At 70.5% G+C, this 20,484-nt stretch carries 18 protein-coding genes and 1 riboswitch; of the genes, 14 read left to right on the top strand and 4 right to left on the bottom strand.

All coding sequences use genetic code 11. The annotated features are described in order from the left end of the window. The first annotated feature begins 74 nt into the window (after positions 1 to 74). Positions 75 to 1,337 (top strand): Ig-like domain-containing protein, encoded by a 1,263-nt coding sequence (locus AB0D74_RS08260; RefSeq protein WP_362581771.1) that lies wholly within the window; start codon positions 75 to 77, stop codon positions 1,335 to 1,337. Positions 1,338 to 1,432: 95 nt separating this feature from the next. Here the strand turns inward: AB0D74_RS08260 and AB0D74_RS08255 are convergent, their stop codons facing one another. Beyond that, entirely contained in the window at positions 1,433 to 1,834 is a 402-nt protein-coding gene (locus tag AB0D74_RS08255) for a hypothetical protein (protein WP_362581769.1), read from the bottom strand. Between the two features lie 187 nt (positions 1,835 to 2,021). Between AB0D74_RS08255 and AB0D74_RS08250 the strand changes: the two genes are divergently transcribed. The 6 genes from AB0D74_RS08250 (at position 2,022) to AB0D74_RS08225 (ending at position 9,280) form a co-directional block, all read left to right on the top strand. Then, positions 2,022 to 2,642, top strand: a complete 621-nt coding sequence (locus AB0D74_RS08250; RefSeq protein ID WP_189260663.1) for a heme-copper oxidase subunit III — start codon at positions 2,022 to 2,024, stop codon at positions 2,640 to 2,642. A gap of 87 nt (positions 2,643 to 2,729) precedes the next feature. Then, complete coding sequence (locus AB0D74_RS08245; RefSeq protein WP_362581767.1) at positions 2,730 to 3,542, top strand: c-type cytochrome; 813 nt, start codon at positions 2,730 to 2,732, stop codon at positions 3,540 to 3,542. Further along, positions 3,539 to 4,600, top strand: a complete 1,062-nt coding sequence (locus AB0D74_RS08240) for a Rieske 2Fe-2S domain-containing protein (RefSeq protein WP_362581765.1) — start codon at positions 3,539 to 3,541, stop codon at positions 4,598 to 4,600. Before AB0D74_RS08245 ends, AB0D74_RS08240 begins: the two co-directional genes overlap by 4 nt. Continuing rightward, the gene (locus AB0D74_RS08235) at positions 4,597 to 6,234 is read left to right on the top strand and encodes a cytochrome bc complex cytochrome b subunit (RefSeq protein ID WP_362581763.1); all 1,638 of its coding nucleotides are present in this window, start codon (positions 4,597 to 4,599) and stop codon (positions 6,232 to 6,234) included. The genes AB0D74_RS08240 and AB0D74_RS08235 overlap by 4 nt, the downstream gene beginning before the upstream one ends. 133 nt (positions 6,235 to 6,367) lie before the next feature. After that, positions 6,368 to 7,432, top strand: coding sequence for an anthranilate phosphoribosyltransferase (gene trpD, locus AB0D74_RS08230; protein WP_362581762.1), 1,065 nt, complete (start codon positions 6,368 to 6,370; stop codon positions 7,430 to 7,432). Between the two features lie 201 nt (positions 7,433 to 7,633). Beyond that, a riboswitch (SAM riboswitch) is annotated at positions 7,634 to 7,750 on the top strand. A 165-nt stretch (positions 7,751 to 7,915) separates the two neighbouring features. Then, a complete protein-coding gene (locus tag AB0D74_RS08225) occupies positions 7,916 to 9,280 on the top strand; it encodes an aminotransferase class V-fold PLP-dependent enzyme (protein ID WP_362581760.1) in 1,365 nt (454 codons plus the stop codon). Between the two features lie 152 nt (positions 9,281 to 9,432). Here AB0D74_RS08225 and AB0D74_RS08220 read toward each other — a convergent pair whose 3' ends face one another. Both AB0D74_RS08220 and AB0D74_RS08215 read right to left on the bottom strand, forming a co-directional pair. Continuing rightward, positions 9,433 to 9,714 (bottom strand): Lrp/AsnC ligand binding domain-containing protein, encoded by a 282-nt coding sequence (locus AB0D74_RS08220; protein WP_020137395.1) that lies wholly within the window; start codon positions 9,712 to 9,714, stop codon positions 9,433 to 9,435. After that, positions 9,711 to 10,505: a rhomboid family intramembrane serine protease gene (locus tag AB0D74_RS08215; protein WP_362581757.1), complete on the bottom strand. Its 795-nt coding sequence runs from the start codon at positions 10,503 to 10,505 to the stop codon at positions 9,711 to 9,713. The genes AB0D74_RS08220 and AB0D74_RS08215 overlap by 4 nt, the downstream gene beginning before the upstream one ends. Before the next feature lie 153 nt (positions 10,506 to 10,658). Between AB0D74_RS08215 and AB0D74_RS08210 the strand changes: the two genes are divergently transcribed. From AB0D74_RS08210 to AB0D74_RS08190, 5 genes are all read left to right on the top strand, one after another. Continuing rightward, entirely contained in the window at positions 10,659 to 10,898 is a 240-nt protein-coding gene (locus AB0D74_RS08210; RefSeq protein ID WP_009309707.1) for a hypothetical protein, read from the top strand. Between the two features lie 39 nt (positions 10,899 to 10,937). Then, complete coding sequence (locus AB0D74_RS08205) at positions 10,938 to 12,281, top strand: NYN domain-containing protein (protein ID WP_362581755.1); 1,344 nt, start codon at positions 10,938 to 10,940, stop codon at positions 12,279 to 12,281. 210 nt (positions 12,282 to 12,491) lie between these two features. Further along, a complete protein-coding gene (locus AB0D74_RS08200; protein WP_362581753.1) occupies positions 12,492 to 13,526 on the top strand; it encodes an NlpC/P60 family protein in 1,035 nt (344 codons plus the stop codon). Positions 13,527 to 13,950: 424 nt separating this feature from the next. Further along, on the top strand, positions 13,951 to 14,967 hold the full coding sequence (locus AB0D74_RS08195) for an NlpC/P60 family protein (protein ID WP_362581751.1): 1,017 nt from the start codon (positions 13,951 to 13,953) through the stop codon (positions 14,965 to 14,967). Positions 14,968 to 14,997: 30 nt separating this feature from the next. Continuing rightward, entirely contained in the window at positions 14,998 to 16,194 is a 1,197-nt protein-coding gene (locus tag AB0D74_RS08190) for a hypothetical protein (RefSeq protein WP_362581749.1), read from the top strand. Positions 16,195 to 16,211: 17 nt separating this feature from the next. Here the strand turns inward: AB0D74_RS08190 and AB0D74_RS08185 are convergent, their stop codons facing one another. Continuing rightward, the gene (locus AB0D74_RS08185) at positions 16,212 to 17,447 is read right to left on the bottom strand and encodes a glycosyltransferase family 87 protein (protein WP_362581747.1); all 1,236 of its coding nucleotides are present in this window, start codon (positions 17,445 to 17,447) and stop codon (positions 16,212 to 16,214) included. Positions 17,448 to 17,561: 114 nt separating this feature from the next. Here AB0D74_RS08185 and AB0D74_RS08180 point away from each other — a divergent pair, with 114 nt between their 5' ends. Together AB0D74_RS08180 and AB0D74_RS08175 are read left to right on the top strand one after the other, a co-directional pair. Then, entirely contained in the window at positions 17,562 to 18,704 is a 1,143-nt protein-coding gene (locus AB0D74_RS08180) for a glycosyltransferase family 4 protein (RefSeq protein ID WP_362581745.1), read from the top strand. Positions 18,705 to 18,887: 183 nt separating this feature from the next. Next, on the top strand, positions 18,888 to 20,471 hold the full coding sequence (locus tag AB0D74_RS08175; protein ID WP_362581954.1) for a GMC oxidoreductase: 1,584 nt from the start codon (positions 18,888 to 18,890) through the stop codon (positions 20,469 to 20,471). The last annotated feature ends 13 nt before the right edge of the window (positions 20,472 to 20,484 follow it).

Raw genomic sequence — 20,484 nt, 5'->3', positions numbered from 1 at the left:
CTTCGGCGCAGTGCGGGTCCCCCGTCCGGACTACCTGCCGCGCCGGTCCGGAAAACATCTCATAGCGTGACAGCATGAGTCACTCTCCGTGCGCCCGTACCGTCGTCAGCTGCACCCTGCTGGTGACCGCCCTCGGCGTGGGCCTCACCGCCTGCAGCGCGGACGGCAACCCCCTCGCGGACAAGCCGTACGACGCGGCGGACCAGATCTCCTTCAACACCCCCACCGGGACGGGCAAGCGGGCCGACCCCGACAAACCCCTGGAGGTGGTCGCCAAGAGCGACGAGGACCGCATCACGGACGTGACGGCCCAGGACGCCACCGGTCGCTTCGTGGCGGGCGAACTCGACGCCGACGGCCGCCGGTGGCACAGCACCTCCCCGCTGGCCGCCAACGCCCACTACACGGTCCAGGTCAGCACCGAGGACCAGGACGGCGCACCCGGCCGCAAGACGCTCGCCTTCGACACCAGCACGCCCACCACCCGGCAGCGGCTGAAGGTGACCTTCGGCCCCAAGGCGGGCGAGTACGGCGTGGGCCAGCCGGTCACCGCCCAACTCGACCAGGCCATCAAGGACAAGGCCCAGCGCGCCATCGTCGAGCGCGCTCTCCGGGTCGACTCCGTCCCGGCCGTCGAGGGCTCCTGGTACTGGGTGAGCGACAAGGAACTCCACTACCGGCCCAAGGACTACTGGCCCGCCCACGCCACCGTCCAGGTGCACAGCAACCTGGACGGCATCAGGATCAGCGACCGCCTGTGGGGCGGCCCCGCCGCGCCGCTGAAGCTCACCATCGGCGACAAGCTCCTCGCCGTCACGGACGCCGCCGCCCACCAGCTGACGGTCTACAAGGACGACAAGGAGATCAACCAGATCCCCGTCACCACCGGCAAACCGGGTTTCGAGACCCGCAACGGCGTCAAGGTCGTCCTGGAGAAGCAGTACTTCGTACGCATGCGCGGCACCACGGTCGGCATCGCCGAGGGCACCTCGGACTCCTACGACCTGCCGGTCTACTACGCCACCCGGGTGACCTGGTCCGGCGAGTACGTGCACGCCGCGCCCTGGTCGGTGGGGTCCCAGGGGTACGCGAACGTCAGCCACGGCTGCACCGGCATGAACACCTCGAACGCCGAGTGGTTCTTCGACACCTTCCACCCGGGCGACCTGGTGAAGGTCGTCAACTCCAACGGCAAGGCGATGGAGAACTTCGGCAACGGCTTCGGCGACTGGAACCTCGCCTGGAAGGACTGGCGCAAGGGCAGCGCCCTCACCGACGGCACCTCGGACAGCCCGAACCCACAGAACGCGGTGAGAGTGCAGCCGGCCGCACTGTGAATCGCCCCCAAGGGCAGCCGACCCAGGGGCGCGGGGAACTGCGCGAACGGCCCCCACCGGCCCGCACTCGCGCACGCACCGCGCCCCACCGCCCCCTAGGCGCTCAGCAGCCTCTTCTGCCGCAACAAGGACGCCAGCGCCCCCGCGAACTCCACCGGCTCCACAGGCAGCGTCACAGCCGCGTCCGCCCGGCTCCACGTGGCCAGCCACGCGTCCTGAGGCCGCCCGATCAGCAACAGCACCGGCGGGCAGTTGAACACCTCGTCCTTGATCTGCCGGCACATCCCCATGCCCCCCATCGGCACGGCCTCGCCGTCGAACACGCACACGTCGATGCCGCCCTTGTCCAGCTCGGCGAGGACCGCCGCAGGCGTCGCGCACTCCACGAACTCGACGAACGGCACATCGGGAGCCGGCCGCCGGCCGGCGGCGAGCCGCACCTGCTCGCGGGTGTTGGAGTCGTCGCTGTAGACCAGCACCGTGGCGGTCGGCTGCATTGTTCCTCCGATACGCGGGGACGGGAGTCGTCGTACGGACAGGACCGATGGGCCGGATGCTACTCCCCTGAACACCTCGTCAACACCTGTTGGAACACCGCTTCGATGGGCCATCCGGGCACTACACAGGGGGCGGACACTCCGAACGGCACCCCCCGGAGTGAGCGCGAGATAAGCGACCGACATAATGTCGGTCGTGGCGACAGCAACGACAGTAGAAACCGGGCACGCGCACCCGTCGGTCAACAGGCCGAACCTCACCAGCGTCGGAACCATCATCTGGCTGAGTTCCGAGCTGATGTTCTTCGCGGCCCTCTTCGCGATGTACTTCACCCTGCGATCGGTGACCGGCGAGGCTCACTGGAAGGAGATGGCGAGTCATCTCGACATCCCCTTCTCGGCGACCAACACCACGATCCTGGTGCTCTCCTCCCTCACCTGCCAGCTCGGCGTGTTCGCCGCCGAGCGCGGGGACGTGAAGAAGCTCCGGGGCTGGTTCATCGTCACCTTCATCATGGGTGCGATCTTCATCGGCGGTCAGATCTACGAGTACACGAACCTGGTCAAGGAGGACGGCATCTCGCTCTCCTCCGACCCGTACGGTTCGGTGTTCTACCTGACCACCGGCTTCCACGGCATGCACGTGACGGGCGGCCTCATCGCCTTCCTGTTCGTCCTGGGGCGCACCTACGCGGCGAAGAGGTTCACGCACGAGCAGGCGACCGCGGCCATCGTCGTGTCCTACTACTGGCACTTCGTCGACGTCGTCTGGATCGGCCTCTTCGCCACGATCTACCTGATCAAGTAGCCGGGCCGGCACCACGCGCCGCAGAAGCGCATTTTCCAGAAGCTTCCAGAAGCATCGACGCAGAAGATCCTGACACCGGGGTAATCCGTGAAAAAGCTCTCCGCACGACGACGCCATCCGCTGGCGGCGGTCGTCGTCCTACTCCTCGCGCTGGCATGCACAGGGGGGCTGTACGCCGCGTTCGCACCCGCGGGCAAGGCGCAGGCCGATGAAACATCCCAGTCCCTGACCATCGAGGAGGGCAAGAAGCTCTACTCGGTCGGTTGCGCCAGCTGCCACGGCACCGGCGGTCAGGGTTCGTCCGACGGCCCCAGCCTGGTGGGCGTGGGCGCCGCGGCCGTGGACTTCCAGGTCGGCACCGGCCGGATGCCGGCCGCCACCTCGCAGGGTCCGCAGGTCGTCAAGAAGAAGAACATCTACACCCAGGCCCAGATCGACCAGCTCGCGGCGTACATCGCCTCGCTGGGCGCCGGTCCCGAGGTCCCGACCTCGGAGCAGTACGGCCCGGACGGTGCCGACATCGCCAAGGGTGGCGAGCTCTTCCGCACCAACTGCGCGCAGTGCCACAACTTCGTGGGCGCGGGCGGTGCGCTGACCAAGGGCAAGTTCGCCCCGAGCCTTGAGGGCGTCGACCCGAAGCACATGTACGAGGCCATGCAGACGGGCCCGCAGAACATGCCGTCCTTCCCCGACACGACGCTGACGGAGAAGAACAAGAAGGACATCATCGCGTACCTGAACGCGGTCAACAGCAGCAACACGGAGAACCCCGGCGGTCTCAACCTGGGCGGCCTCGGGCCGGTCAGCGAGGGTCTGTTCGCGTGGATCTTCGGTCTCGGTGCACTGATCGCGGTCGCCGTCTGGGTCGCCGCTCGGACCGCAAAGGCCAAGAAGTCATGAGTAGCCAAGACATTCCAGAAGAGAACCTGCCCGCTGAGCAGGACCACCACGCGCACGGCGCGGTGAGCCTCGCGGACGAGAAGGACCCCTTCTCGGACCCGGGTCTGCCGCCCCACGAGCACCGGATCCAGGACATCGACGAGCGGGCCGCCAAGCGGTCCGAGCGCGTCGTGGCCCTGCTGTTCACGGTGTCGATGCTGGCCACCGTCGGGTTCATCGCGTCCTACGTGACGATCCCGAAGGACAAGTCGATCTTCGTCTTCCCGATCGGTCACATCAGCGCGCTGAACTTCGCGCTGGGCCTGACCCTCGGTGCGGCGCTGTTCTGCATCGGCGCGGGCGCGGTCCACTGGGCCCGCACCCTGATGTCCGACGTGGAGGTCGCCGACGAGCGGCACGCCATCGCGGCCGAGCCGGAGGTCAAGGCCAAGGTCCTGGCCGACTTCAAGCAGGGCGCGAAGGAATCGGCGATCGGCCGGCGCAAGCTGATCCGCACCACGATGTTCGGCGCGCTGACCCTGGTCCCGCTCTCCGGCGTCGTGCTGCTGCGCGACCTCGGCCCGCTGCCGGGCACCTCGCTGCGCCACACGGCGTGGTCGAAGGGCAAGCTGCTCGTCAACATGAACACCAACGAGCCGCTGCGTCCCTCCGACGTCGCCGTCGGCTCGCTGACCTTCGCCAAGCCCGAGGGCGTCGAGGAGTCCCAGGAGGACTTCCAGAACGTGATGGCGAAGGCGGCCCTGATGATCATCCGGCTGCAGCCGGACAACATCAAGGACAAGCGCGAGCTGGAGTGGTCGCACGAGGGCATCGTCGCCTTCTCGAAGATCTGCACCCACGTGGGCTGCCCGATCTCGCTGTACGAGCAGCAGACCCACCACGTGCTCTGCCCGTGCCACCAGTCCACCTTCGACCTCTCCGACGGAGCCCGAGTGATCTTCGGCCCGGCCGGCCACGCCCTGCCGCAGCTGCGCATCGGCGTGAGCGAGGAGGGCTACCTCCAGGCGCTCGGCGACTTCGACGAGCCCGTCGGTCCTGCCTTCTGGGAGCGCGGATGAGCACTACAGAGAACACCGAGTCCCGCGAGCGCGGGAAGGCACCGGCCGGCGAGCGAGTCGCCGACTGGGCCGACGGACGGCTCGGGATCTACTCCCTGGCCAAGTCCAACATGCGCAAGATCTTCCCCGACCACTGGTCGTTCATGCTGGGCGAAGTGTGCATGTACAGCTTCATCATCATCATCCTGACGGGTGTGTACCTGACGCTGTTCTTCCACCCGTCGATGAACGAGGTGGCGTACCACGGCAGCTACGTCCCGCTCCAGGGACAGCTGATGTCCGAGGCGTTCAACTCGACCCTGCACATCTCCTTCGACGTGCGCGGTGGCCTGCTCATCCGGCAGATCCACCACTGGGCCGCGCTGATCTTCCTCGCCGGCATGTTCGTGCACATGATGCGCGTGTTCTTCACGGGCGCGTTCCGCAAGCCGCGTGAGATCAACTGGCTGTTCGGCTTCCTGCTGTTCGTCCTGGGCATGTTCACCGGCTTCACCGGTTACTCGCTCCCGGACGACCTGCTCTCCGGCACCGGTGTCCGCTTCACCGAGGGCGCCATCCTGTCGATGCCGATCGTCGGCACGTACATCTCGTACTTCCTCTTCGGCGGCGAGTTCCCCGGCCACGACTTCGTGGCGCGGTTCTACTCGATCCACATCCTGCTGCTGCCGGGCATCATGCTCGGCCTGATGGTGGGCCACCTGATCCTGGTCTTCTACCACAAGCACACGCAGTTCGCGGGTCCCGGAAAGACCGAGAAGAACGTCGTCGGCATGCCGCTGCTGCCGGTCTACATGGCCAAGGCCGGAGGCTTCTTCTTCCTGGTCTTCGGTGTCATCGCGGCCATCGCGGCGACCACCCAGATCAACCCGATCTGGGCCATGGGCCCCTACCGCCCGGACCAGGTGTCCACCGGCGCCCAGCCCGACTGGTACATGGGCTTCGCCGAGGGTCTGATCCGGTACATGCCCGGCTGGGAGATCAACTTCTGGGGCCACACCCTGGTCCTGGGCGTCTTCATCCCGCTGGTCCTGTTCGGTCTGGTGCTGGGCGCGATCGCGCTCTACCCGTTCATCGAGTCCTGGGTCACCGGCGACAAGAGCGAGCACCACATCCTGGACCGCCCGCGCAACGCCCCGACCCGCACCGCCTTCGGTGTCGCCTGGGTGACGGTGTACATGATCGGCCTGATCGGTGGTGGCAACGACCTCATCGCCACCCACTTCCACCTGTCGATCAACGACGTGACCTGGTTCGTCCGGATCTTCTTCTTCGCCGGACCGGTGATCGCGTTCATCGCCACCAAGCGGATCTGCATGGGCCTCCAGCGGCGTGACCGCGACAAGGTGCTGCACGGCCGCGAGACCGGCATCATCAAGCGGCTGCCGCACGGTGAGTTCATCGAGGTCCACGAGCCGCTCTCGCAGGAGCAGCTGCACACCCTCACGGCGCACCACCAGTACGAGCCGGCCCAGGTCGGCCCGGCGGTCGACGAGAACGGTGTCGAGCGCAAGGTCAAGGGCGCCGAGAAGCTCCGCGCCAAGCTGAGCAGCGCCTACTACGGCGAGGACAACCAGATCCCGAAGCCGACCGTCGAGGAGTACAAGGAGATCACGAGCGGCCACGGCCACCACTGATCGACCGCGTCGCCACGCCACAGCCGAAGGGCCCCCGTCCGTACATCGGACGGGGGCCCTTCGCCGTGCCCGGAGCTGGATAGGGTAGGTCTGGAAACCGGATATGTGGCGTACGACGATCAGGAGCGGCCGTATGAGCGCTGTGACCCCCGCTGGAGGCGACACCGCGGCGGGCCGTTCCTGGCCCGAGGTACTGAACGCGCTGCTGTACGGCCAGGACCAGAGCGCCGACGCGACGTCCTGGGCGATGGACCAGATCATGCGCGGGCAGGCCACCGACGCCCAGATCGCGGGCTTCGTCGTCGCCCTGCGGGCCAAGGGCGAGACCGTCGAGGAGATCAACGGGCTCGTCCGCACGATGTACGAGCACGCCAACGTCATCGAGGTACCGGGCCGCACGGTCGACATCGTCGGCACCGGCGGCGACGGCGCGAAGACGGTGAACATCTCCACGATGTCGGCGCTCGTGGTGGCCGGCACCGGGGCGAAGGTCGTCAAGCACGGCAACCGCGCGGCCTCCTCCGCGTCCGGGGCCTCCGACGTCCTGGAGAAGCTCGGCGTCAACCTCGACCTGACCCCGCAGCGGGTCGCCGAGGTCGCCGAGGAGGCCGGCATCACCTTCTGCTTCGCCGTCAAGTTCCACCCGGCGCTGCGCTACGCGGGCGCCGCGCGCGGCCAGCTGGGCATCCGCACGGTCTTCAACATCCTCGGCCCGCTGACCAACCCGGCACGGGTCCGCGCCCAGGCCGTCGGCGTCGCCGACCCCCGCATGGCCCCCGTCGTCGCGGGCGTCTTCGCCGAGCGCGGCCACTCCTCCCTCGTCTTCCGCGGCGACGACGGCCTCGACGAGCTGACGACGACGGCCACGTCCCGCGTCTGGATCGTCCGCGACGGCAAGGTCACGGAGGAGACCTTCGACCCCCGTGACGCCGGCCTCGACCTGGTCCCCGTGGAGGCGCTGCGGGGCGGCGACCCGTCGTACAACGCGGAGGTCGCCCGCAGGCTCCTGGACGGCGAGCAGGGCCCGGTACGGGACGCGGTGCTGCTGAACTCGGCGGCGGCGCTGGTGGCCCTGGATCCGGGCACCGGGGCACTGGCCGAGCAGCTCCGGGCCGGCATGGGCAGGGCGGCCGAGTCGATCGACTCGGGTGCCGCGAAGCGGGTGCTCGAGCGCTGGGCAGCCGCGACGAACAAGTAGGCGGCACGGCCGACGGGGCGGAGGCGCGGTCAGGCCCCGCCGGGCCCCGCCGTCGCGGCTGACCGCCGGTGCCTCTTGTTCCGACGCAACGGCGCGCAACCCGACACGGTGTTGTCGGCGGTGCCCGGCCGGCCAGGCCCCCGTCCCGTCATCCGGACAGAAGTTGCGCGGCGGCGATCACTTCCCATACGTTTCTTTCCAGGTCATGAGTGACAGTCATGAGGCCCCGGCCGACTGTCCGGCAACCCTCCGTCCGTGGCGGGGTGCCCCGGGTGAAGACCAGGTCGTAGGCAGCGAGGTCTACGGCAAGCGCGGACCCCTCACGAAACACCAGGGGTCCTGGTCGTCGAGGGAGCCTTCTGTGAGCAAGCGAATGCGATAGGGCGCCGAGCCCCGCCTCCGCACACCCCTTTCACCCTTCCCCGTGCTTGAGCCGTACCGGTTCGCGCGGTGATACCCCTTGCCTCTCACAGGAGTTCCGCCATGTCCGTCTCCACCGCTGCCGCCGCCCAGTCCGTTTGTGCACCCCTGCCCGTTCTGGGCCGGGATGTCACCGTCCCGCTCGTCACCGGCGGCGAGGTCGCCTACGCCGCCCTCGACTACGCGGCCAGCGCCCCCGCCCTCCAGCGGGTCTGGGACGACGTGGCCGCGTACGCGCCCTACTACGGCAGCGTCCACCGCGGCGCCGGCTACCTCTCCCAGCTCTCCACGGACCTCTTCGAGAACGCCCGCCGGACCGTCGCCGAGTTCCTCGACTGCCGCCCCGACGACCAGCTCGTCTTCACCCGCTCCACCACGGACTCCCTGAACCTCCTGGCCCGCGCCCTCCCCGCCGACTGCCAGGTCTTCGTCTTCGAGACCGAGCACCACGCCTCCCTGCTGCCGTGGCAGGACGCCCGCGTCACCTACCTCAACGCACCCCGCACCCCGCGGCAGGCCGTCGAGACCCTGGAGCGCGCCCTCGCCGACCGTGACCCCTACGGCCCGGCCCTGGTCTGCGTCACCGGCGCGTCCAACGTCACCGGCGAGCTGTGGCCGGTACGGGAACTCGCGGCAGCCGCCCACGCGCACGGCGCCCGGATCGTCCTGGACGCCGCCCAGCTGGCCCCGCACCACCCCGTCTCCGTCCAGGACCTGGACGTCGACTGGGTCGCCTTCTCCGGACACAAGCTGTACGCCCCCTTCGGCTCCGGCGTCCTCGCCGGCCGCGCCGACTGGCTGCAGGCCGCCGAGCCGTACCTCGCGGGCGGCGGCGCCAGCCGCAAGGTCACCCGGCGCGAGGACGGGGGAGTGGCCGTGGAGTGGCACGAGAGCGCGGCCCGGCACGAGGCGGGCTCGCCCAACGTGATCGGCGCCTACTCCATCGCCTCCGCCTGCAAGGCGCTCACCGAGGCCGGTTTCGACACGCTGGTCGCCCGCGAGCGGCAGCTCATCGATGCGGTGCGGGCGGGGCTTGCCGAGGTGCCGGAGGTCCGGGTCCTCTCCCTCTTCGGCGACGACGCCCCCCGCGTCGGCGTGATCAGCTTCGTGGTGGAGGGCTGGAACAGCTCCCACTTCGCCGCCGCCCTCTCCGCCGAGTACGGCATCGGCGTCCGCGACGGCCTCTTCTGCGCCCACCCGCTGGTCAGGACCCTGCTGGGCTCCGACCCGCAGACCCAGGGCGAGTGCGGGGCGCCGGAGGCGGCACCGGGCGAGAAGTCCCTCAACGCGATCCGCGTGAGCTTCGGAGCGGGGACGCCGGACGAGCACGTGGAGCGCTTCGTGACGGCGGTACGGGAACTGGTGACCGACGGCGCCAAGTGGTCCTACCGCACGGAGGACGGCCGCTGCGTCCCGGCGGTGAGCTGACCCACCTGTTTTTTGGGGGCGCGGGGAACTGCGCGCTCAGCCCCCACCGGCCTGCGGCCGGGCACGAAGCGCCGTGGCCCCCCGCGGGTCCGTCGTGGCTGGTCGCGCAGTTCCCCGCGCCCCTGGCGGGGCGCTTCAGCGGGCGGCGCTTTCTAGCTGTCCAGGCCGATCGCGAACGCCGCTTCCAGGTCGTGCTGGGAGTACGTGCGGAACGCGACGTGCGTGTCCGTGGCCTCCACGCCCGGGATCTTGCTGATGGAGCCGGGGATGACCTCGGCCAGGTCCTCGTGCTGCTTCACCCGGACCATGGCGATCAGGTCGTACGTGCCGGTGACGGAGAAGACCTCGCTGACACTCTCCAGCGCGGCGATCCGTTCCGCGATCTCGGGGATCCGGTCCACGCTGGTCTTGATGAGGACGATCGCGGTGATCACGGCTGGTTCTCTCCCTCGGGTGCCGGAGCTGGGGCGACCTTCACTTTAGTCGCCCGCCCGTCGCCCACCACCACCCTTCCAAGGCCGCGCTTCGCGCCCTTCTTTTTCCTGTACCGCACCCACGCGTAGCCGAACCCGAGCCCGAAGCCGACCAGGTGCGCGAGGTAGGCGACGCCGGGGCCGGAGGGGGCCTGGCCCAGGGCCAGCCACTGCAGGGCCGCCCAGAACGGGAGGACCACCCAGGCCGGGAACCGGAGCGGGAGGAAGAAGAGGAAGGGGAGGAGACTGGTCACGCGGGCGTTGGGGAACAGGTACAGGAATGCTCCGAGGACCGCCGAGATCGCCCCGGACGCGCCCACCAGCGACTGCGGGGACGTGGCGTTGGCGACCGCGTAGCCGAGCAGCGCGAGGTAGCCGCAGCAGATGTAGAAGAGAGTGAACTCCACGCGGCCCATCCGTTCCTCGGTCATCGCCCCGAAGACGAAGAGGAAGAGCATGTTGCCGAGGAGGTGCACCCAGCTGCCGTGGATGAAGAGCGCCGTGGCCGGGGTGAGCGCCTCCCGCACCGGACCGTCGAACAGGTCGGCGGGCACCACCCCCCAGTGCCGGAAGTACGCCCGCTGGGCGGTCGCGAGGGCCTCCCCGGTGCCGTAGGACGGGTTGAAGCCGGAGGCGGGGCCGAGCACGAAGATCAGGCAGCACACGGCGATCAGGGTGTACGTCATGGGCGCGGACGTGCCCCGCAGACTTCGCAGGGTCCGGGCCGCCGTCGTGTTCCAGTTGCCGATCATGGACATAGAGCATGGCGTAACGGGACGCAGTGGTGCAGATCGCCTCGCCGCCGCGGACAGGGCGGCGTCGAGTACCCGCCAGGCCGTAGGGTTACGAGCCACACGCGTCGGGACGGCGCGTCACGGACACTAGAAGGAAGCGAACAAGCCACGATGACGGTTCCCCTGCCGACCGCCACGACGCGGTGGCGCTGCACCCTCTGCGGCAACCTCACCCGCTTCGACGTGACCCGCTCGTCGAAGGTGGTCGAGTACGTCCACCTCGACCTGGCCGGTGAGCCGAAGGTCGAGGAGCGCGAGGTGGTCAGTGAGACCATCGAGTCGGTGCGCTGCCGCTGGTGCAACGCGGTGGACCAGGTGGAACTCGTGGACAGGCCGGGCGCCGACTCCTGAGACCGGGAGCGGCCCCGCACAGGCGATGGGGTGTGACGGATGGTGGAGACCACAGGCGGGGGGCCGGGCGACGGCACCGCCGAGGTGCTTGACCGTCCGTTGCCCGACGGCGTGCGACGGCGTGTCGTACAGATCGTGTCCGACGGTTTCGGCGGTCTGACCGTCGCCGAACTGCCCGCACAGCTGCGGCAGTACGCCCGCTTCGCCCCGAATCGCCGGGCCAAGTTCGCGGGGAACGCGATGGCCGCCGCGCTGGAGACGGACACCCTCTTCCGGCAGCGGATCGGGGAGAAGCTGAGAGAGGCCCATCCGGAACTGGCCGGTGCCCTGGACTCCGGCTCCCCGCCCCCGGCCGCGGACCCGCTCGACGTGGCGGCCGCGGCCTATGTACTGCGCCCCACGGGCTGGGTGAAGCTCGTGGCGGCGGCCGGCGAGGAGGCCCAGCGGGCCGACGCCGAGCGGGCCGACGAGGAGAGCCGGGCCGAACTGGAGCGGCTGCGCGAGGAGCTGGACCGGGCCCGGGAGCAGACCCGGTCCGAGACGGAGCGGCTGCGCACCGAGCTGGACGCGGCGAAGAAGGAAGCGGAATCGCTTCACCGCAAGCTGCGGGCCGCGCTGAGCGACGTCAAGCGGGGCGAGGCCGCGCTGCGCAAGCTGCAGGGCGAGATGGAGACGGGGCGGGCCGAGGGGCAGTCCCTGGTGTCCGCCGCGGAGAGCGAGAGCCGTCGGCTCAAGGCCCGCCTCGGCGAGGTCGAGGCGGCCCTGGAGGCCAGCCGCCGGGCCGCCCGCGAGGGGCGCAGCGTCGAGGACATGCGGCTGCGGCTGCTGCTCGACACCGTCCTCGACGCGGCCCAGGGGCTGCGCCGGGAGCTGGCCCTGCCACCGGTGTCGGTACGGCCCGCCGAGACCGTGGACGCGGTCGAACCGGGACGAATGACCCCGAAGGACATCGCGGCGCGCGCACTGTCCGAGCACGACCCGGCCATCCTCAACCAGCTGCTCGCGCTGCCCCAGGCGCATCTGGTCGTCGACGGCTACAACGTGACCAAGACCGGCTATCCGCAGATGCCGCTGGAGAAGCAGCGGCTGCGGCTGCTCGGTCAGCTCTCCACGCTCGCCGCCCAGACCGGCGCCGAGGTCACCTGTGTCTTCGACGGCGCCGAGCTGGCCGCGCCGGTGCTGCTCGCCCCGCCGCGCGGGGTCCGGGTCCTCTTCTCCAAGCCGGGCGTCACCGCGGACGAGTTGATCCGCCAGCTGGTGCGTGCCGAGCCGCCGGGCCGCCCGGTGATCGTCGCCTCGACCGACCGCGAGGTCGCCGACGGGGTCGCGAAGGCGGGTGCCCGTCCGGTCGCTTCTGCGATGCTTCTGAAGCGACTGTCCTGAACGTTCAACCCGCATATGCAATGCCCGAATTGACCGAAGCGTCACGCAACGTAGCGTCAATCGAGCATTACCGCTCGTGAGTTATGTGCAAAGAGTGCGTTGCGTGACCAGATTTTTCGCTGTTGGGTTTGAACTGATCACGGCGAGGTCACTAGGGTCGAGCCTCGAACCTCCACACGGGTGATCACTCAAACGAAGGAGCCCGTCTCCGTGGCGTCCCATCGTCGACCCAAGCAGCAGAGCCGTGCGCGCGTGACCGTGCTCACGACCGCAGCCGCCGCAGCCGTAGTCCTCAGCGCCAACGCCGCCAACGCGGCGCCCAGCGAGAAGCTGACCAAGGACGAGGTCAAGGCGAAGGTCGACAAGCTCTACGAGGAGGCCGAGCAGGCCACCGAGAAGCTGGACGGCGCCAAGGACAAGCAGCAGAAGCTGCAGAAGGAGATCTCCACGATCCAGGACAACGTGGCCCGGGGGCAGGAGGACCTCAACAAGCTGCGGGACAGTCTCGGTTCGCTGGCCACCGCGCAGTACCGCTCCGGCGGCATCGACCCGTCGGTCCAGCTCTTCCTCTCGTCCGACCCGGACGACTACCTCGACAAGGCCTCCACGCTCGACCAGTTGAGCAGCCAGCAGGTCGAGGCCCTGAAGAAGATCCAGGACAAACAGCGCGAACTCGCCCAGGAGCGGGCAGAGGCCTCCGACAAGCTCAAGGACCTCTCCGCCACCCGCACCGAGCTCGCCAAGCAGAAGTCGGCCGTCCAGGGCAAGCTCGCCGACGCGCAGAAGCTGCTCAACACCCTGACCGCCAAGGAGAAGGCCGCCCTCGACGCCGAGCAGGCCCAGGCCGCCAGCCGCGCCTCCTCCCGCGTGGACCTCGGCAACACGGGCTCCGCCTCCGGCCGGGCCGCGTCCGCCTTCGCCGCCGCCCAGTCCGTGATCGGCTCCCCGTACGTCTACGGCGCCTCCGGCCCGTCCTCCTTCGACTGCTCGGGCCTGACCTCCTGGGCCTACGCCCAGGCCGGCGTGACCATACCCCGCACCTCCGAGGCGCAGGCCAACGCCGGCACCCGCATCTACAGCGCGAGCGACCTCAAGGTCGGCGACCTGGTCATCTTCTACGGCGACTACCACCACGTCGGCCTCTACGCCGGCAACGGCCAGGTGCTGCACGCCCCGCACACCGGCGCCGTGGTCCGCTACGAGGCGATGAGCGACATGACCTTCGAGTTCGGCGTCCGGATCTGACCACCGCCGAGACTCCGCGCCCCGTCAAGATCGCGATGCCCGGGCGTCCGAACGGGCGAACTGTTTCAGCCTGATGTACCCCCCGCCCCGCCTGTGACCTGCGTCAGAGGCGGGGCGTCGCGTTGTGCGGCCGGGGAGGGCCTTTGGCCGGTGCGTGTCCGCGCGGCTAGCATCGCCGCGTCCAGTGACGGAAGTCGCCGGACCTACCGCCGGACGGGCGGGAAGTCACGCCTGTGGAGGCTGCGTAGGACCGACCCGCACGGGTCGGCGGCGGCCTGTGAAGCAGGAACCCGCGGTGGCGCCGCTGAGCGGCGCGGACCGGATCTCCTGCCCTGGGCGGGGGAGGGCGTCAATGTCTGGCGCGTTTCCCCCGACGCCGGGGGAGACCGTCGGCGTCCGACGATCGGAAGGAATGCGGCTTCCCGTGGGGTCTCACCGTCTCGTACCGTCGTCCGGGTTCAACCGGGGCGCCGGTGCCGCAATCTGCGTGCTGTCGGCCACGGCCGCCGCGCTCGGCGCCGTACCGGCGAGCGCCGCCCCGCACGCCGACAGCCGTGCCGAGGTGGACCGGCTGTACCAGCAGGCCGAGGAGGCGACCCAGGCCTACGACAAGGCCGACGAGCGGGCCGGCGCGCTGCGCCGCGAGGTGAACGACTCCCAGGACCGCATCGCCCGCCAGCAGGAGCGCATCAACACCATGCGGGAGGCGCTCGGTTCGCTCGCCGGCGCCCAGTACCGCTCCGGCGGCATCGACCCCACCGTGGCCCTGCTCTTCTCCGACGACCCGCAGGACTACCTCGACCGGGCCTCCCTCCTCGACCGCATCGACGTCCGCCAGGCCGGCCAGCTCAGGCGGCTCCGGGCGGCGATGCGCGAACTCGCCCAGGAGCGCGCCGAGACCACCGGGAACCTCGCCGAACTGGAGCGCAGCCGCCGGACGGTCGCCGCCCACAAGGCCGTCGTGGAGAAGAAGCTCGCGAGGGCCCGGCGGCTGCTCGACACGCTGCCCGCCGCCGACCGCGCCGCCTTCGAGCACTCCTCCCGCGGCGACGACCGGGCCGACCTGCCCGACCTCTCCGACGTCGCCGTCCCCGACGGCCGCGCCGCCGCCGCGATCGCCGCCGCCCGCTCCGCCCTCGGCAGGCCCTACGTCTGGGGCGCCAACGGCCCCTCCGGCTTCGACTGCTCGGGCCTGATGCAGTGGTCGTACGCGCACGCCGGGGTCCACCTCCCGCGCACCTCGCAGGAGCAGCGCTACGCCGGCCACCAGGTGCCGCTCTCCCAGGCGCAACCCGGTGACCTGGTCGTCTACCGCTCCGACGCCAGCCATGTGGGCATGTACGTCGGCGACGGCCAGGTCATCCACGCCCCCTACCCGGGCGCCCCGGTCCGCTACGACCCGGTCGGAATGATGCCGGTCTCCTCCGTCACCAGGCCCTGACTTCCGGGCTCCTGCCCTTACGATCGGAAAGTGGCTGGTCGTGGACGGGCGTGGCGCTCAGGAGCGGTGGGGCTGTGTCTGCTGCTCCTGCCGCTGGCCGGATGCGGCGGCGGGCAGTCGTCGACCGGCACGGCGATGGCCGAGGTGCAGCAGCTCCTGGACCGCCGCTCGGCCGCGGTCCTCGGCCACGACGAGCAGGCGTACGCCGCGACCGGCGCCCGGAGCTCGTACGCCGACCTGCGGGCCGTACCGCTCGCGGACTGGAGCTACCGGCTGACCGCCCTCCACCCCGACGGCGCGGGCGCCACCGCCGACGCACAGCTCAGCTACCGGATACAGGGGTACGACAAGGCACCGGTGACGACGGACCGGGCGCTGACCCTCAGCCGCACCGCCGACGGACAGTGGTATGTCACATACGACAAGCCCGCCAAGAAGTCCGGGCAGCAGCTCTGGGACCAGGGCGAGGTGACCGCCGTCAGGAGCACCCACACCCTCGTCCTCGGCGTCGGACAGTCCCGGGCCACCCTGCGCGGCTACGCCCACCTCGCCGACACCGCCGTCCCCGAGGTCTCCAAGGCCTGGGGCACGGACTGGACCCGGCGGGTGGTCCTGCTCGTCCCCGGGTCGCTGAACGGCATGGCGGGCTTGCTGGGCGCCCCCGCCGCCAACTACAAGGGCATCGCCGCCGTCACCACCGGCGAGGCGGGCGGTTCGGGGCAGGCCCCGGCGGACCGGGTCATCCTCAACCCGGAGGCGTACGCCGTCCTCGGCGCGGTCGGCAGACAGGTCGTCCTCACCCACGAGACGACGCACGTGGCCACCCGCGCGCACACCACGGCCGCCACCCCGCTCTGGCTCTCCGAGGGCTACGCCGACTGGATCGGCTACCTGGACACCGGCCGCACGCCCACCGAGGCGGCCCCCGAACTCGCCCGCGCCGTCGAGGCCGGGGACGTCCCCGCGGACCTCCCGGCCGACCAGGACTTCGGCTTCACCGACGACCCCACCAAGCTGGCCCAGGCCTACGAGGGCGGCTGGCTGGCCTGCCGGATGATCGCCGCCCACTGGGGCGAGGAGAGGCTCGGCGCCTTCTACCGGGCCGTCGGCGCGCACAAGCAGCGCCCGGGCGCGGTGGAGGACGCCCTGAAGACGGAGCTCGGCACGACCCTGCCGGACTTCACCGCCCGCTGGCGCGACTACCTGACGGCTCAGCTGGGCGGCTGAGCCGGCCGCACCCGGGCTCAGGAGGAGACCGGGGTCTCCTCCGCGCGGGTCGCCTGGGCCGGGAAGGGGGCGACGGCGGTCTCGGTCACCGTGGCGCGCCACAGGGTGCGGGCCGCCGTCACCGTCGCCGCGACCAGCAGGCCGTTGCGCAGGGCCAGCAGGGTGATGCCGTACCAGTCGCTGACGACGACGTGCGAGAAGCCGACCGGGAACTCCAGGACCGTCACGAAGGCCGCCAGGAGGAGCAGGACGGCCGGGAGGGTCATGCGGCCGGCCCGGAAGCAGAGGCAGACGGCGGCCAGGCCCACCAGCCAGACCATGTACTGGGGGCTGATCACCCGGCTGGTGACCGTGAACATCAGGACGCCGGTGAAGGCCGCGTCCGCGAGCGTGTGGGAGCGGAAGCGGACCGCCGACAGCCGCCACAGCAGCAGCCAGCCGAACGCGAGCGCGGTCAGCAGCAGGGCTGCCGTGCTCACCGCCTGCACGTGCGGGCCGAGGAATTCGATCGAGCCGTAGTTGAGCAGCACCTCGCCGTGCCAGCCGTAGTGCCGGGCGACGTGGAAGACCAGCGCGCCGAGGGACTCCACCTCGGTGCCCCGGTCCCGCTGGAAGGTCAGGAACGAGAACGCGCCCGGCATGGCCACCGCGAACAGCGTGCCGACCGCGCCCGCGGTGAGGGCCGCCGACGCCCAGGCCCGCCGCCGTACGGCGCCCACCAGCAGCAGCGCCGGCCACACCTTGACCATCGCGCCGAAGCCCGCCAGCGCGCCCATGAGCCGGGGATGCCGGGCCCCGGCGAGCAGCGCGGCGACGGCGACGGCGGTGACCATCAGGTCGTAGCGGGAGTAGACGGTCGGGCCGAGGAGCGGGACGCCCAGCACCCAGACCCAGGCGCCGCGCAGGGTACGGCCCGGGCGCCGGCCCGCGTAGAGCAGGAGGGCGAGGACCACCGCGTCCGCGAGGCAGGCCAGCACGAAGAAGGCGGTCGGGTAGTCCAGGAAGGGGAGCAGCCCGGGGGAGAGGATCGCCAGGGCAGCCGCGGGCGGGTACTGCCAGGTGACGTCGTCCAGGGGAAACGTTCCGTGCCGCAGGACCTCGTACCAGCCCTGGTAGATGACGGAGACGTCGCTGGTGACGTCCGCGCCGGGGAACACGAACACCTTCAGGACGAACAGCAGCAGCACCAGCCGGGTGGCGCTCCAGACAACCAGCGGCAACGCCAGGGCACGCCGCGCGTCCGTCCTGTCCACCTGAGCCCCTGTCCGTCGGCACCGCCGGGTCGAATCGGCCACATGATCTCCCGGCGTCCTGTGCGGGGGCCATGAAGCACGGCCGAACACACTGTGCAGGTAGGGTCGGCGCCGATGGACAAGACCCTCGTCGTGACCAATGACTTCCCGCCCCGGCCGGGCGGAATCCAGGCCTTCCTGCACAACATGGCCCTGCGTCTGGACCCCGAGCGGGTCGTCGTCTACGCGTCGACGTGGAAGCGGGGCCGGGAGGGCGCCGAGGCCACCGCCGCGTTCGACGCCGAGCAGCCCTTCACCGTCGTACGCGACCGTACGACGATGCTGCTGCCGACGCCAGGGGCGACCCGGACGGCGGTGGGGCTGCTGCGCGAGCACGGGTGCACGTCCGTGTGGTTCGGGGCGGCGGCGCCGCTGGGCCTGATGGCGCCCGCGCTGCGCAAGGCCGGTGCGCGGCGGCTGGTCGCCACCACCCACGGGCACGAGGCGGGCTGGGCCCAGCTGCCCGCGGCCCGGCAGCTGCTCGGCCGGATCGGCGAGGCGACCGACACGATCACCTACCTCGGCGAGTACACGCGGTCCCGGATCGCGACCGCGCTCAGCGCGCAGGCGGCGGGGCGGATGGTGCAGCTGCCGCCGGGGGTGGACGAGAAGACCTTCCATCCCGGCTCGGGCGGGGCGGCGGTGCGGGCGCGGCTGGGGCTGAGCGACCGGCCGGTGGTCGTGTGCGTGTCGCGGCTGGTGCCGCGCAAGGGGCAGGACACGCTGATCCTCGCGATGCCGCTGATCCTGGCCGCCGAGCCGGACGCGGTGCTGCTGATCGTGGGCGGCGGGCCGTACGAGAAGGCGCTGCGGCATCTGGTCCGGGAGACCGGGGTCGAGGCGTCGGTGCGGTTCACGGGGGCCGTGCCGTGGGCCGAGCTGCCGGCCCACTTCGGCGCGGGCGACGTGTTCGCCATGCCGTGCCGGACCCGGCGGGGCGGGCTGGACGTGGAGGGGCTCGGGATCGTGTACCTGGAGGCCTCGGCGACCGGGCTGCCGGTGGTGGCGGGGGACTCCGGCGGGGCACCGGACGCGGTGCTCGACGGGGAGACCGGGTGGGTGGTGCGGGGCGGCTCCGCCGAGGAGGCCGCCGAGCGCATCGTGGCGCTCCTGGGGGACGCCGAGCTGCGTCAGCGTATGGGGGAGCGGGGGCGGCGGTGGGTCGAGGAGCGGTGGCGGTGGGATCTCCTTGCGGAGAGGCTGGAGACGTTGCTCTAGAGGGCCGGGTCAGGTGTCGGCTGCGGGTGCGTCGGGGCTGGTCGCGCAGTTCCCCGCGCCCCTTCGGGGCGCGTTGTCACTAACTCTGTCGTACCTCTAGGCGGAACCGGAAAATCCGCACATGCTGCGCGCATGACAGTAAAACTGATGCAGCGTCAGCTGACGAGACGTCACATCCTGGGCATGATCGCCCTCCAGACCGCCGCCGCGGCCGGTCTCACCCGTGTCGGTCTCCAGTCGGCGCAGGCCGCCGAGGAGGCGGCCGACGTCGACAACGCGCCCGCGATCGTGGTCGGTTCGGGGTACGGCGGGGCCGTGGCCGCGCTCCGCCTCGGCCAGGCCGGGGTGCGCACCCTCATGATCGAGATGGGCCAGCTGTGGAACACGGCCGGCTCCGACGGCAAGATCTTCTGTTCCACCGCCGCCCCGGACAAGCGGTCCATGTGGTTCAAGACCCGCACCGAGGCCCCGCTCGCCACCTTCCTCTGGCTGGACGTCGTCAACAAGGACATCGCCTCGTATCCGGGAGTCCTCGACCGGGTGCACTACGACAACATGTCCGTGTACGTGGGCCGCGGCGTCGGAGGCGGCTCGCTGGTCAACGGCGGGATGGCCGTGACCCCGCTCCAGTCGTACTTCACCGAGCAGTTCCCGACCGTGGACGCGACCGCGATGTACAACACGTACTTCCCGCGCGCCCGCACCATGCTCGGCGTCAACACCGTCGACTCCACCTGGTTCGAGTCGACCGAGTGGTACCAGTTCACCCGGACCTCCCGGAAGGCCGCCGCCAACACCGGGCTCAAGACCACCTTCGTGCCCAACGTCTACGACTTCGGGTACATGCAGCAGGAGGCCGCCGGCACCGCCACCAAGTCCGCGCTCGCCCAGGAGGTCATCTACGGCAACAACTACGGCAAGAAGAGCCTCGACAAGACCTACCTCGCCGCCGCCCTCGGCACCGGCAACCTCACCATCCACACCCTGGAGAGGGTGAAGGCGATCACGCGGGCGAGCGACGGGTCGTACCTGCTGAGCGTCGACCGGATCGACACCACCGGGGCCGTCGTCGAGAGCAAGCAGTACAGCTGTACGTACCTGTTCCTCGGCGGCGGGAGTCTCGGGACCACCGAGCTGCTCGTGCGGGCCCGGGACACCGGGGCGCTGCCCGCGCTCAACTCCAGTGTGGGGGCGGGCTGGAGCACCAACGGCAACACCATGCTGGGGCGCGCCAACCACATCTGGGACACCACCGGAGCCAACCAGGCGACCATGCCGGTCATGGGCATCGACGACTGGGCCAACACCGACAACCCGGTCTTCGCGGAGATCGCCCCGCTGCCCATCGGGTTCGAGACCTGGGTGAGCCTGTACCTGGCGATCACCAAGAACCCTCAACGGGCCTCCTTCACCTACGACGCGGCGAGCGACGGGGTGAAGCTGGGCTGGACCGCGGCCCAGAGCGCGGTCTCGGTCGCCATGGCCAAGAAGCTGTTCGACCGGATCAACGCGGCCAACGCGACGATCTACCGGTACGACCTGTTCGGGTCCGGCAGCAAGGTCTTCGCCGACGACTTCTGCTACCACCCGCTGGGCGGCTGCGTACTGGGCCAGGCGACCGACAGCTACGGCCGGGTGAAGGGGTATGCGAAGCTGTACGTCACGGACGGCTCGCTCGTGCCCGGGAACATCGGTGTGAACCCGTTCGTCACCATCACCGCGCTCGCCGAGCGGGCGATGGAACGGGTTCTCGCCGAGGACTTCTGAGCGCCGGAAGGAC

This window comes from Streptomyces sp. NPDC048278, assembly GCF_040652195.1.
In the GTDB taxonomy this organism is placed as follows: Bacteria; Actinomycetota; Actinomycetes; order Streptomycetales; family Streptomycetaceae; genus Streptomyces.
The sequence above is the reverse complement of the archived record's forward strand: the minus strand, read 5'-3'. Positions and strand labels throughout refer to the sequence as shown.

Bases quoted from the DNA above. Each gene is read 5' to 3' on its own strand.
- AB0D74_RS08260 (WP_362581771.1), top strand. From the start codon at position 75: ATGAGTCACTCTCCGTGCGCCCGTACCGTCGTCAGCTGCACCCTGCTG.
- AB0D74_RS08255 (WP_362581769.1), bottom strand. From the start codon at position 1,834: ATGCAGCCGACCGCCACGGTGCTGGTCTACAGCGACGACTCCAACACC.
- AB0D74_RS08250 (WP_189260663.1), top strand. From the start codon at position 2,022: ATGTCGGTCGTGGCGACAGCAACGACAGTAGAAACCGGGCACGCGCAC.
- AB0D74_RS08240 (WP_362581765.1), top strand. From the start codon at position 3,539: ATGAGTAGCCAAGACATTCCAGAAGAGAACCTGCCCGCTGAGCAGGAC.
- AB0D74_RS08235 (WP_362581763.1), top strand. From the start codon at position 4,597: ATGAGCACTACAGAGAACACCGAGTCCCGCGAGCGCGGGAAGGCACCG.
- trpD (WP_362581762.1), top strand. From the start codon at position 6,368: ATGAGCGCTGTGACCCCCGCTGGAGGCGACACCGCGGCGGGCCGTTCC.
- AB0D74_RS08225 (WP_362581760.1), top strand. From the start codon at position 7,916: ATGTCCGTCTCCACCGCTGCCGCCGCCCAGTCCGTTTGTGCACCCCTG.
- AB0D74_RS08215 (WP_362581757.1), bottom strand. From the start codon at position 10,505: ATGATCGGCAACTGGAACACGACGGCGGCCCGGACCCTGCGAAGTCTG.
- AB0D74_RS08210 (WP_009309707.1), top strand. From the start codon at position 10,659: ATGACGGTTCCCCTGCCGACCGCCACGACGCGGTGGCGCTGCACCCTC.
- AB0D74_RS08205 (WP_362581755.1), top strand. From the start codon at position 10,938: ATGGTGGAGACCACAGGCGGGGGGCCGGGCGACGGCACCGCCGAGGTG.
- AB0D74_RS08180 (WP_362581745.1), top strand. From the start codon at position 17,562: ATGGACAAGACCCTCGTCGTGACCAATGACTTCCCGCCCCGGCCGGGC.
- AB0D74_RS08175 (WP_362581954.1), top strand. From the start codon at position 18,888: ATGATCGCCCTCCAGACCGCCGCCGCGGCCGGTCTCACCCGTGTCGGT.